The sequence below is a fragment of the Dickeya fangzhongdai genome, from assembly GCF_002812485.1.
In the GTDB taxonomy this organism is placed as follows: Bacteria; Pseudomonadota; Gammaproteobacteria; order Enterobacterales; family Enterobacteriaceae; genus Dickeya; species Dickeya fangzhongdai.
The window spans coordinates 516,822-529,468 of sequence record NZ_CP025003.1 but is presented as its reverse complement, the minus strand read 5'-3'; the positions used below and the strand labels follow the sequence as shown (position 1 = coordinate 529,468).

Sequence of the window (12,647 nt, the reverse complement as noted above, 5' to 3'; positions counted from 1 at the left end):
GATAAATCACAATACATTTTCATTACAATAAGCCACAGCATTTAATATCTGTCGCATTAAAAGAACATCTATCATGATTGGAAAAAACAATTAACACATCAGATAGATAGCCTTGATGACTAACACTCGAACATCGTGATTTAAAGGCGTATGCTATCGGCAAAGACGATCGTAACTATTTAAAGGAGAGTGAATTATTCACTGTTCGTCTTTTCTTTTTTTTGTTTTATTCCCAAGGAGAAATACCATGCAGGCTCGTACCGTTAAGGAAAAAATTATATTGGCGGTGATGATTGGCATTATTGCCGGCATCATTTGCGCGATCGCCAAATTCGGCTGGGAAATTCCCTTCCCGCCTCGTACCCCGGAAAGGGATCTTACCAACCCGCCTCAGCAGCTATTGCAACAGCTTGGCATGTCGTTTGATCTCTCGCATCTGACCTATCTGTTCAACGGCAATCCGCGGCCGATCATGAGTTTCATCATGCATTTCGGCTTCTCGATTACCTTTACCGTGCTTTATTGCGTAGCAGCGGAATTCTGGCCGCGCATCAAGCTCTGGCAAGGCGCTTTTTACGGTCTGGTGCTGTGGGCCGTCTTCCATGTGGTGCTGCTGCCGCTGTTCGGTACCGTACCGGCACCGTGGGACCAGCCGTTCGCCGAGCACTTCTCAGAAATCTTCGGCCACATGTTCTGCTTCTGGGTTGCCGAACTGGCGCGGCGCGATCTGCGTAACCGCATCACCCACCAGTCAGAAGACAACGCGCTGACTACACAACACGCGCAGTAATCATCTTCATCATCAAAGGCCATCCGAATGGGTGGCCTGTCTGAAATGATGAAAAAATGATTTATCGGAAGAGTTGATCGTCAACCAAACACCGCGACATATCTACGACATATCACAATAGAATAAAACCGCATCGTGAATGGCAAAAAACCGCTCGGCGGCAGATTCATATGTTCTGCCTTTCAGTGAAATTTTTTTTTATATTTATATAATAGAATTATATTTTTCAGATAGCTTAGCATATAGCCATGACAAATCAGGAAGATGAATCTTGGGATGGAAAAAGAAGATAACATTGTGTTTCCTGGTGACTGTTGGCGCCCTGAGTGCTTATGAATACGCCATCTGGTTTACCGGGCCTTCATGTAACGAAATCACTTACGAGCAAGTAATTGCCTCTGTAAAAAAAGATCTTTCCCAGCCCCCTATGTCACGCTGGCATCTTCTTCAACCATCCAATCTTGGAACCAGTGCCCCTACGATTCAGTTTTCTCAACACCCCGAATCCGTGTCATCAGATACCTACCTGGTGGCGTTTCAGGTATCTGGCCCTCTGAAAACTCATCAACTATTTGCCATATATGAATGCGCGACTGGCGCTATTGAATATAGCGTCAAGAACTAACAGCTTTGCATATTAGCGATAAAACTGATTTCTCCGTTCAAATGGAAAAGGTACAACACCACTTTTTAGCATGAAAAGAGCCAAATATTAATGTACGAAGCTATATAGGGAAACGCATAGCGTGCCACAATTTTATCTGCGTTAATTGTGGTACATAGCCCAGAGCGAGCATTCGCCAGCCGACCAGACTGGCTGCTGAACAACAAGAATCATCACGGCAATTTAGTGAGGCAAACGGCGTTTATTTATCACAGATATGGAGGAGCCGTTGCCCTATTTTGTTTCTATTTATCATGCGATCAGACTCATGCTGTCGTTCGCAACGACAACCATCACTAACAAAGCATGCGATGACAACCGGCTGGTTTTTATATCATTTTGGGAATTAAAAATAATTTTTTATGCTTTTACACACTTCCGGCAACTCCCTAGAGTAGGTTGTTAAGACTACACTCCTTATTACTATGCTAATTTCGAGGACTCAGGGAATGGCGACATTATCTCCGGCAAGCAAAACATCACGGATCTCCTTACTCACCGCAGGGCTGCTGTCTCTGGCGGTGGGCGCATCGCCTTTCGCCCACGCGGCAGACGCCACCGTTACGCCCGTGCAAGGCGGCACGCTGAATATCGGGCTGGGCAGCGATACCCCGGTCATCGATCCATCCATCACCGCTTATTCCGTGGCGGCGCTGGTCGCCCGCAACGTGGTGGATTCGCTGGTTGGTCAGGCGGAAGACAACCGTTTTACGCCCTGGCTGGCCGAACGCTGGGAAATCGGCGACAACAACACCCGTTATACCTTCCACCTGCGTAAGGACGTGACGTTCAGCGACGGCACCAAACTGGACGCGGCGGCGGTAAAATACAACCTGGACCGTATTCTCGACCCGAAAACCACCTCCAGCTACGCCAAATCCCTGCTGGGGCCAATCGACAGCATTACCACGCCGGACGACTACACGCTGGTGATCAGCTATAAGAGCCCGTTCGCCGCGCTATTGCAGGGGCTGAGCCTGCCGTATTTGGGCATTCAGTCGCCGACGTACCTGAAAAACACGCCGAATACCAGTAACACCATCGTCGGCTCCGGTCCGTTCATTCTGGAATCCTTCGTAAAAGGCAGCGGCAGCCGCCTGAAAAAACGTCCGGATTATCACTGGGGACCGGGCTATGCCGCCCACACCGGTCCGGCCTATCTGGATAAAATCGAATTCAAATACCTGCCGGAATCCTCAGTGCGCCTTGGCGCGTTGAGCAGCGGCCAGGTGCAGGCGATTGACGCCGTGCCGCCCGCCAACGCCGCCGCGCTGAAAAAAGACAACCGTCTGGAACTGATCGCCCGCGAGAACCCTGGCGTTAACCGGGTGCTTTACCTCAACACCTCCAAAGGCCCATTCCAGGATGTCAGCGTGCGCCGCGCCTTCCTGCACGCGGTGGATGCCGCGTCAGCGACAAAAGTGGCGTTCTTCGGCACCCTGAAAGCCGCGGATAATATTCTTGGTCCTTCCACGCTGTATTACGACAAGTCAGCCGCATCGCTGGGCGGTTTTGATCTGAAGAAAGCCAACCAGTTGCTGGATGACGCAGGCTGGAAAACCAAAGACGGCGAAGGCTACCGCACCAAAGACGGCAAACGCCTGACCGTACATTTCGTCTACAGCACCGGTTCATCGGAAGCAGCGGAAATCACCCTGTTCCAGGCAGTGCAGTTCCAGGTGAAACAGGCCGGTATCGATGTCCAGCTTAATCCGGTGGACAGCGGGGGCTTCATCAGCCGCACCAACGATAACGACTACGACATCGCGTCCAACTACTTTGTGCGCGCCGAGCCGGATATCCTGCGTACCGTGTTTGATTCCAACTATATTCCCCCCAACGGCAACAACTTCAGCCGCACCCACTCGCTGGATGACAAGCTGAGAAAAGCCATCGGCGCCGGCGACGCCGAGCGTCAGCAGCTCTACAGCCAGATCCAGCACGAACTGCTCGACCAGGCTTATGCCGTGCCGCTGTTCGTCCCGGCCTACCAACTGGGCCTGTCGAAGAAAGTACAGGGCATCAGCTGGGCCACCAACGCTAAACCGAACTTCTATGATGTCTGGATTAAACCGTAACCTGGCCGTCACGGCTCTCCAGCGACTCTTCACCATCGTGGCTGTGCTCTGGGGCGCAGCCACGCTGACGTTTATTGCCGTCAAGCTGATCCCCGGCGATCCGGTGGCGATCCTGAGCGGCGGCGATAACGTGGTGGATGAGGCGTACCGGGCAGCGCTGATCAAGCAATTCGGGCTCGATCAGCCGCTGTGGATGCAATACCTGCGCTACTGCGGACAAGCGTTGCAAGGCGATTTCGGCATCAGCTATCAGTACCGGCAGCCGGTAGTGGCGTTGGTCGGCGACGCCATGCGGGAAACCGTCCAGCTGGCGCTCAGCGCGCTGGTGCTGGCGCTGCTGCTGTCGATCCTCAACGCCTTGCTGACCGCCGGACGCCATGCCCGGCTGCGGGCGCTGATGTCCTGGCTGGAACTGACGCTGCTCAGCACGCCGGTCTACTGGGTCGGCATCGTGTTGCTCAGCGTTTTCAGCTTCCGTCTGCAATGGTTCCCGGTAATGGGCAACGACGGGTTGATATCGCTGGTGCTGCCGGTCGTCACCTTGAGTCTGCCGCTGGCTGCTCTGCTAAGCCAGGTGCTGCGCGACGGGCTGGAAGAGGCGCTATCGCAGCCGTTCGCGCTGACGGTGCGCACCCGCGGCGTCAGCGAAACCTGGCTGCGCGTTCGGCACGGCCTGCGCCACGGCGCGCTGGCGGCGTCCACCCTGACCGGCACCCTGCTGGCGGGCGTGCTGAGCGGCTCGGTGCTGACCGAAACCGTGTTCGGCCGCGCCGGCATCGGCCAGATTACCCTGCACGCCATCGAAAGCCGCGACATGCCGCTAGTGCTGGGGCTGGTGATGCTGTCCGCCCTGCTGTTTGTGGTCATCAACCTGCTGGTGGATGCGCTGTATCTGATTATCGACCCCCGTTTGAGAAAAAAGGCGAACGCCCATGAGCAGTGAACCTTTAACCAGTCGTGAGCCTCTGACACTGATGCATACCCCTTATCGCACGGTCTATCGTAGCCCCTGGCTGGCGCCGGCAACCCTGCTTCCTGCCGCTGCCGTACTGCTTTTACTGCTGGCGGTGTTTTTCCCTGCGCTGTTCACCCACCGCCTGCCGGATGAGATGGACATGGGGGCGGTGCTCCAGCCGCCCAGCGCGGACCACTGGTTCGGCACCGACCCGCTCGGGCGCGACGTGTTCACCCGCGTCGTCTATGGCACGTCACTGTCGCTGAGTATCGGCGTCGGCGCGATGTTAATCGCCTGCCTCGGCGGCGTGCTGCTGGGCACTTTGTCGGCGCTGGTGCCGTTACCGGTACGCCGCGTACTGGTGCGGCTACTGGATATCATGCTGGCGTTTCCGGAAATGCTGCTGGCGCTGCTGGTGATCGCGGTGCTGGGGCGCGGCCCGGAAAATACGCTGCTGGCGGTAGGGCTGGCCGGCGTCGCCAGCTATGCGCGGCTGGTGCGCTCGCAGGTGCTGCAGGTGAAACTGTCCGGCTACGTGGAACACGCCGTCGCGCTGGGCGAGCATCCACTGTACATCGTGGTGCGCCATATCATTCCCAACACATTACGGCCGTTGCTGATTCTGGCGACCATCGGCGTCGGCAACGCGGTGCTGTCCGCCTCTGCGCTGAGTTTCCTCGGGCTTGGCGTGGTGCCGCCCACGGCGGAATGGGGCGCGTTGCTGGCCGACGGCCGCAACTTCCTGGATATCGCCCCCTGGGTCAGCCTGTTTCCCGCCAGCGTCGTTGCGCTGTCGGTAATCGTCATCACCCTGCTGGGCCGGCGTTTGCAGGCCATTTTGGCTAAGGGGGCAGCATGAGTCAGTCTGTTTTGCAGCCGTTGCTGCGCGTTGATGGATTAAACGTGACCTTCCCCAGCCCGCACGGGCCGGTGGAATCGGTGCGCAACCTGTCGTTTCAGGTCAATCCGGGTGAAATTCTGGCGCTGGTGGGCGAATCCGGCTCCGGCAAATCGGTCACCGCCCGAACGCTGGTCGGGCTGGCGGGTGAACGGGCGCAGATTCAGGCCAACGCTATCGAACTGGTGCGCCACGACGGCAGCCGGTGCGACCTGCAAAAACTCAGCGATCGGCAGTGGCAACAGGTGCGCGGCCGGGAGATCGGCTTCGTGCTGCAAGACGCACTGGTGTCGCTCGATCCGTTACGGCGCATCGGGCAGGAGGTGGCGGAACCGCTGCTGACCCATAAACTGGCGTCGCGTAATGATGTGGCGACGCGCGTCGCTGAGTTGCTGGCCCAGGTCGGTATTCCCGATCCGGCCAACCGCGCGGCGCAGTACCCGCATGAACTGTCCGGCGGGCTGCGCCAGCGGGCGCTGATCGCCTCGGCGCTGGCCGCCGGGCCAAAACTATTGATCGCCGACGAACCCACCACCGCGCTGGATGCCACCGTCCAGCAGCAGGTACTGAAACTGTTCACCGCGCTAGCGCAGGCCGGACACGGCGTGCTGCTGATCACCCACGATCTGGCGGTGGTGTCGCAGGTCGCCGATCAGGTGATGGTGATGCAGAAAGGTACGCTGGTGGAACGCGGCCCGGCGCGGCAGGTGCTGTCCGCTCCCCAGCACCCTTACACCCGCAGGCTGTTGGCGGCTATCCCGACCGCCGCCACCCGCGGCAACTGGCTGGCGGGAGAAAACCCGCTTAGCCCGCAGGCGTCGACTCTGCTCTCTTCCGCCGGCGAATCAGGCGAAAAGAACGGGCTGGCGTTGCAGGTAGACGGCGTATCCGTCTCGTTCAAACGCCCGGACGGCAGCCGTATGACGGCGGTGAACAACATTTCGCTGACGGTGGAACGAGGTGAGACGCTGGGCATTGTCGGCGAATCCGGCTCCGGCAAGACCACGCTGGGGAAAGTGATTCTGGCATTGCAGCAACCGGACAGCGGTGAAGTGCGCCTGTCCGGCCAACCGTGGAGCTCGCTGGCCGAACGAGAACGCCGCCCGTTACGCGCCCGTATTCAAACCATCACGCAGGATCCGCTCAGTTCGTTCGATCCGCAGTTCACCATTGAGCAGATCCTACAGCAACCGTTGCGCCTACGGCGCGATCTCAGCCCACAAGCCCGCCAGCAGCGTATTCTTGCGCTGCTGGAACTGGTGGGGTTGTCGCCGACGCTGCTCTCCAGACGACCACAATCGTTATCCGGCGGGCAGCGCCAGCGCATCTCCATCGCCCAGGCGCTGGCGGCGGAGCCGGATGTGCTGATTTGCGACGAACCGGTATCGGCGCTGGATGTCACCACTCAGGCGCAGGTGCTGGACCTGCTGGTGGCGTTGCAGCAACGCTTGCAACTGTCGATGGTGTTTATCTCCCACGATCTGGGGGTGGTACAACACATGAGTCACCGGATTGCGGTCATGAAAGACGGCGACGTGGTGGAACGCGGCACCGTAGAGCAGATTTTTAACCAACCGCAACACCCGTACACCCGGCAATTACTTTCCACCGTCGCCCCGGTAGCGATTAACCGACAAAATAACGATATTTACGCCTGACGTTATTTCAGCGCGCCATCATGTACGTTACGTTTTCAATTAAAATGAAAATGTAGTGCATGATGGCGCCCATTACGTCCAGAACGGCAACCTAAAATCACTTCAGCATAAAATGCTCCAGCCACGGCAATAAATACCTTTGATAGACGTGCTAATCTATAGGCAGCGCGTTGTGACAACGCCAACAAGAATATTAAGGTCGTGACTGATGACAATATTTTCCCGTAGGGTGTTTAAGACTCTATTATTTTTCACCCTTTATTACCTATCACTGAGGTATATCCATCCCTACCCGATAACATTCACGCGGAACATGACCGACTGGCTCGTCACGGTTGCTAACAGTCTGGGGTTCCGTGATCCGGAGTGGTTTTACCTGCTGGCAGTACTGCTGATTAATATGGTTATCACCGTGGTGTTGTACGGGTTAGGTATGCGAGCATGGAAATACCATCAATCCATGAAACGTTAACCAGAAAAATAAAAATATAATCACTAATGACCACATTTACCCGCAGAGCACTAAAGTCGATTTTATTTATTATTTTATTTTTCTTATCGGTACGTTATGTTCATACCTACCCCGTTCCTATGACCAAAGATCAAGTAACGTTGCTGTTTAGGCTGTCTGATGCTCTCAGTATCCGCGATCCTGAAGATCTTTATATTTCGGCAATGATGGTTATTGAATTCATCACAGCAATACTGGCCTATTTACTTATCATAAAACTCTGGCGCTATTACCACACCTCACGCTCAACACGTCAGCCGTCATCGAAATAACGATAGCCTCCCATCGCCTCACGCTTTGCCACCAACCTGAAAACGCTGCCGGTAACCGCTCGGCGTGACGCCGAACGCCTGATGGAACACCACGGAAAAATAGTTGCTGTCGTCAAAGCCGCATTCGGCCGCCACTTCGCTGATGGTCTGGCGATTGTGGCGCAGCAGCTCCATCGCCCGGCACAGCCGCAACTGGCGCAGATACTGCGCAACGCTCATGCCGGTCTGCTGTTTGAAGCGACTGCGCAGGCTGCGCATGCCGATGTCGTGCAACCGGCAGAAATCCTCCAGCCGGAACGGCCGGGCGATGCTGGCGCGTAACGCATTCATCAGCAGGTCCAGCTGTTGGGCGTCGGCCAGTTGCGTGCTGTCCGGCGCGTAGCGATAACGCAGCGCCAGCAACGCAATCTGCAACAGCAGCACTTCGCTGAGCTGTAACGACAGCGGGTCCGATTTCATGCATTCCTGCGTCAGATTTTCCACTTTGTCGCGCAAGGTATCCATGCTCTGGGTCGCCAGCCGCCAGTAGCGTTGTTGCTGCGGCACCTCGCCGCCCGGCAGCAGGTTTTGCCAGTCGGTGGGCAGCGTCAGGCGGTCACGGATATAAAGGATATTGTCCAGCTCCAGGTCATGCACCGATTCGTAGCTGTGACGGTCGCGGGCGGTGACATAGAACAGGTCGCCGCAGGTAATACGGTAGGGAACATCATTCCACAGGTGCAGGCCATTGCCGCGCCAGACGATCACCAGCTCGTCGAAGTCGTGATGATGCAACGGAAACGCCGGCTGCGGGCTGCGCTCCGCCACCGTGACCGTATTCTTGTCGGTAAGAAAGTAATCTTCCGTTCGTAACTTCAACCCGCGGGATGGCACAGCCTGTCGCCCCTATAACGCCTACTGGGATAGGCTCTTAGTCCTCACACAGCGCCTGATGGCGCAACGTTTTGGGGGCCAGCGAAAAGGCTTTGCGAAACTGCGTGGAAAAATGATTGCTGTCGCTAAAGCCGCAATCATGGGCGATGGTGGTGATGGAGTCATCGCTGTGCTGCAACCGACGCCGGGCCTCCAGCAGCCGCAACCGGTTCAGATAGCGCTGCGGCGTCATGCCGGTGTGCTGCTTCAGTTGCCGGTGTAGCGTGCGTAACGACAGCGAAAAGCGGTCCGCCAGCGTTTCCCAATCCACCTCTTCACAAAAATTGTGCTGCAACCAGCCCAGTAACGCCTGGATGCCCAGCCGTTCGCTGCCGTCGCCCTGCGTCTGGAAACGCTTTTGCCGCAGCAGCACCAGAATTTGCAGGAACAGGCTTTCGCTGGCGGCGATATCCTCCGGCTGATCATGATGCGCCAGCGCCGCCAGTTGCAGGATCAACTGCTTGACCTGCTGCTGGGCGGCGGCGTTCACCTGCCACTGCCCCAGCCACTCGCCATTGGCGCCATACGGCAGAAACGGCGCGATGTCCGACAAAAAGCGAAACCCGCGCGGCGACCGATACAGCACATTGGTCAGGTGCAGTTCCTCCACCTGTTCAAACAGATGGCGATCGTTGTCCCGCACGAAGAACACCGCCCCGCTGCACAGGGCAAAAGGCTGGTCGTTGAACACGTGCACGCCGGCCCCCTGCTCCACCAGCACGATTTCCCAGAAGTCGTGATAATGCTCAGGAAAGGCGCATTGCGGCATGCGAGGTTCCACCGCCACCGTCGCCGCTTGTGAAGCAAAAAACTCTTCGCCATGAAGTTGTGTCATGTCGCGTTCCTCCCCTCAGCGACGCATCCGCATGTCCGGATAGTAGTCAGAAGGCAGGCCCCCGCGCCTTAAAATAGCGCCGCGACATCGCCGTCGCGAGGTCATTTTTTCAAGATCCGGCGGTTAAATCACTGAACTGTGTGCAGGATCACAAGCGTTTACAACTCGTTATTACAGGGTTACAAGCTGACTATCGCCATAAACTGTGAGCCGATTCACAGTCAACTTTGCCATTTTGCCAACCCCATTTTTCAGATGGCACTCACCCAAAGGTGCCGCCGTTCCAACTCTCCTACACTGCCGAACACAGTCACAAACACACCATAACGACAACGGAGAGAACGGCAATGGCGGTCAAGCATTACGTAGCGGTCGATCTCGGCGCATCCAGCGGGCGGGTGATGTTGGCGTCGCTGGAGGTCGAAACCCGGCGGTTGACGCTGGCGGAAATTCACCGTTTCAACAATCCGCTGCGGCACTGGCAGGGGCATCATCTGTGGGATCTGGACGAACTGGAACGCCAGATTCGCCACGGGCTTGAAGCCGTCGACGCGTGCGGCATTCACCCCGTCAGCATCGGTATCGATAGCTGGGGCGTAGACATGGTGCCGCTGGACCGACAAGGCAACCGTCTGGGCCTGTCTTACGCCTATCGCGACCACCGCACCGACGGCCAGATGGCGCAAGTCATCGCCGAACTGGGCCGCGAGCGCCTCTACCGGCAGACCGGCATCCAGTTTCTGCCGTTCAACACCCTCTACCAACTGCGGGCGCTGCGCCAGCAGGATCCGGACGTCTGGGGGCAGGTGGCGCACCTGCTGATGATCCCGGACTACTTCCACTACCGGCTGACCGGCCAGATGGCCTGCGAATACACCAACGCCAGCACCACCCAGTTGCTGAATCTGGATAGCGGCGACTGGGACCGCTGTCTGCTGGATTATCTGGGCGTGCCGCCCAACTGGCTCGCCGCGCCGCGCCGGCCGGGCCGCCGGGTGGGCGACTGGGTAGCACCCAGCGGCCGCGCCGTGCCGGTAGTGACGGTCGCCACCCACGATACCGCCAGCGCGGTGGTCGCCACCCCGCTGACCGACGCGGACAGCGCCTACCTCAGCTCCGGCACCTGGTCGCTGATCGGTATTGAAAGCCGTGAACCGTTGACCGGTCCGGCGGCGCTGGCCGCCAATATCACCAATGAAGGCGGGGTCGGCGGCCGTTACCGGGTACTGAAAAATATTATGGGACTCTGGCTGTTGCAGCAGGTGTGTCAGGAACAGCAGATCGCAGACCTGCCGGCGCTGCTTGACGCCGCGGCGGCGCAGCCGGGCTTCGTCAGCCTGATCAATCCGAACGACGCGCGGCTGATTAATCCGCCGTCGATGAGCGACGCGCTGTATGAACTCTGCCGCGAACACGGCCAGCCGCGGCCTGCCAATACCGCCGCGCTGGCGCGCTGCATTCTGGACAGCCTGGCGCTGTCCTACCGTCAGGGCCTGCTGACGCTGGGTGAGCTACGCGGTGCGCCGCTGCGCCATCTGCATGTGGTGGGCGGCGGCAGTCGTAATAGCCTGCTGAACCAACTGTGCGCCGATGTCTGTCAGGTGCCGGTGCTGGCCGGCCCGGCCGAAGCCTCGACCCTCGGCAACATCGGCTGTCAGCTGATGGCGCAGGGCGACGTGGCGGATCTGGACGCCTTTCGCCGTCTGCTCACCGACAACATCCCGCTGCAACCGTTTATCCCCCGACAGGATAGTGATTTTGCTGGTCACTGGCGCCGTTTTCAGGCGCTGTGCCAGGTTAACGAGGAGCTTACCGTATGAATACCGCGATAGAAACCGCCTGGCGGCTGGCCAGAGAACGTTACGCCCGACTGAATATTGATGTGGATGCCGCGCTGCGCCAGCTGGATCAGATTCCGGTCTCCATCCACTGCTGGCAGGGCGACGACGTCGCTGGCTTCGAGCACGACAGCGGCGCGCTGACCGGCGGTATTCAGGCCACCGGCAACTATCCTGGCAAAGCGCGCAACGCCGCCGATCTGCGCGCCGATCTGGAGCAGGCGTTCCGCCAGATCCCCGGCCCGAAGCGGTTGAATCTGCACGCCATCTATCTGGAATCGGATACGCCGGTGGCGCGCAACGCCATCGAACCGCACCATTTCAGCCACTGGGTAACCTGGGCCAAAACACATCAACTGGGGCTGGACTTCAACCCCACCTGTTTTTCGCACCCGCTTAGCCGCGACGGTTTTACCCTGTCGCACCCGGATGAAAACGTGCGCCGTTTCTGGATTGAGCACTGTCAGGCCAGCCGCCGTATTTCCGCCTGGTTCGGCCAGGAACTGGGCACCGCTTCGGTAATGAATATCTGGATTCCGGACGGCATGAAGGACCTGACCGTCGACCGGCTGGCGTTCCGTCAGCGGCTGCTGGCGTCGCTCGACGAGGTTCTCGCCGAAAAACTGGACCCGGCGCACCATATCGACGCGGTGGAGAGCAAACTGTTCGGGCTGGGGGCGGAAAGTTTTACCGTCGGCTCCAGCGAGTTTTATCTGGGCTACGCCACCAGCCGCCAGACCGCGCTGTGTCTGGACGCCGGTCACTTCCACCCCACCGAAGTGATTTCCGACAAAATCTCCAGCGCCAGCCTGTTCGTACCGCGCCTGTTGCTGCACGTCAGCCGACCGGTGCGCTGGGACAGCGACCACGTGGTGCTGCTGGACGACGAAACGCAGGCCATCGCCCACGAAGTCGTGCGCCACCGACTGTTCGATCGGGTGCATATCGGGCTGGATTTCTTCGATGCTTCCATCAACCGCATCGCCGCCTGGATTATCGGCACCCGCAACATGAAAAAAGCGCTGCTGCGCGCGCTGCTGGAACCCACCGACACCTTGCGTACGCTGGAACAAAACGGCGACTACACCGCCCGGCTGGCGCTGCTGGAAGAGCAGAAATCGCTGCCGTGGCAGGCGGTGTGGGAACACTACTGCCAGCAGCATGACGTCACGCCCGGCGGCGACTGGCTGCAGTCCGTGCGTCATTACGAAAACACCGTTCTCTGTCAACGTTAAG

At 58.1% G+C, this 12,647-nt stretch carries 12 protein-coding genes; 10 read left to right on the top strand and 2 right to left on the bottom strand.

Annotated features, from left to right (window positions below; genetic code table 11):
- The first annotated feature begins 247 nt into the window (after window positions 1-247).
- The 8 genes from CVE23_RS02485 to CVE23_RS02455 all read left to right on the top strand — a co-directional run bounded on the left by CVE23_RS02485 (window position 248) and on the right by CVE23_RS02455 (window position 7,826).
- On the top strand, window positions 248-790 hold the full coding sequence (locus CVE23_RS02485) for a YagU family protein (protein ID WP_042858483.1): 543 nt from the start codon (window positions 248-250) through the stop codon (window positions 788-790).
- Window positions 791-1,061: 271 nt separating this feature from the next.
- Window positions 1,062-1,415, top strand: coding sequence for a YebF family protein (locus CVE23_RS22605; protein WP_157987326.1), 354 nt, complete (start codon window positions 1,062-1,064; stop codon window positions 1,413-1,415).
- A 488-nt stretch (window positions 1,416-1,903) separates the two neighbouring features.
- Window positions 1,904-3,532: an ABC transporter substrate-binding protein gene (locus tag CVE23_RS02480; protein ID WP_100848802.1), complete on the top strand. Its 1,629-nt coding sequence runs from the start codon at window positions 1,904-1,906 to the stop codon at window positions 3,530-3,532.
- Window positions 3,510-4,475, top strand: a complete 966-nt coding sequence (locus tag CVE23_RS02475; protein ID WP_100848801.1) for an ABC transporter permease — start codon at window positions 3,510-3,512, stop codon at window positions 4,473-4,475. The genes CVE23_RS02480 and CVE23_RS02475 overlap by 23 nt, the downstream gene beginning before the upstream one ends.
- 31 nt (window positions 4,476-4,506) lie before the next feature.
- The gene (locus CVE23_RS02470; protein ID WP_100850392.1) at window positions 4,507-5,346 is read left to right on the top strand and encodes an ABC transporter permease; all 840 of its coding nucleotides are present in this window, start codon (window positions 4,507-4,509) and stop codon (window positions 5,344-5,346) included.
- Window positions 5,343-7,043 (top strand): dipeptide ABC transporter ATP-binding protein, encoded by a 1,701-nt coding sequence (locus tag CVE23_RS02465; RefSeq protein ID WP_100848800.1) that lies wholly within the window; start codon window positions 5,343-5,345, stop codon window positions 7,041-7,043. Before CVE23_RS02470 ends, CVE23_RS02465 begins: the two co-directional genes overlap by 4 nt.
- Window positions 7,044-7,356: 313 nt before the next feature.
- The gene (locus CVE23_RS22990; protein WP_225623141.1) at window positions 7,357-7,515 is read left to right on the top strand and encodes a hypothetical protein; all 159 of its coding nucleotides are present in this window, start codon (window positions 7,357-7,359) and stop codon (window positions 7,513-7,515) included.
- 26 nt (window positions 7,516-7,541) lie between these two features.
- Window positions 7,542-7,826 carry a hypothetical protein gene (locus tag CVE23_RS02455; RefSeq protein WP_100848799.1) on the top strand — a complete coding sequence of 95 codons (285 nt, stop codon included), beginning with the start codon at window positions 7,542-7,544 and terminating at the stop codon, window positions 7,824-7,826.
- An 18-nt stretch (window positions 7,827-7,844) separates the two neighbouring features.
- Here the strand turns inward: CVE23_RS02455 and rhaR are convergent, their stop codons facing one another.
- Both rhaR and rhaS read right to left on the bottom strand, forming a co-directional pair.
- Window positions 7,845-8,699, bottom strand: a complete 855-nt coding sequence (rhaR, locus tag CVE23_RS02450; protein ID WP_038917689.1) for an HTH-type transcriptional activator RhaR — start codon at window positions 8,697-8,699, stop codon at window positions 7,845-7,847.
- Window positions 8,700-8,736: 37 nt separating this feature from the next.
- Window positions 8,737-9,573, bottom strand: a complete 837-nt coding sequence (gene rhaS / locus CVE23_RS02445; protein ID WP_038662806.1) for an HTH-type transcriptional activator RhaS — start codon at window positions 9,571-9,573, stop codon at window positions 8,737-8,739.
- Window positions 9,574-9,920: 347 nt separating this feature from the next.
- On the opposite strand from rhaS, the gene rhaB reads away from it, so the two are divergent.
- Window positions 9,921-11,393: a rhamnulokinase gene (gene rhaB, locus CVE23_RS02440; protein WP_100848798.1), complete on the top strand. Its 1,473-nt coding sequence runs from the start codon at window positions 9,921-9,923 to the stop codon at window positions 11,391-11,393.
- A complete protein-coding gene (locus CVE23_RS02435) occupies window positions 11,390-12,646 on the top strand; it encodes an L-rhamnose isomerase (protein WP_100848797.1) in 1,257 nt (418 codons plus the stop codon). The genes rhaB and CVE23_RS02435 overlap by 4 nt, the downstream gene beginning before the upstream one ends.
- Window position 12,647: the final 1 nt, after the last annotated feature.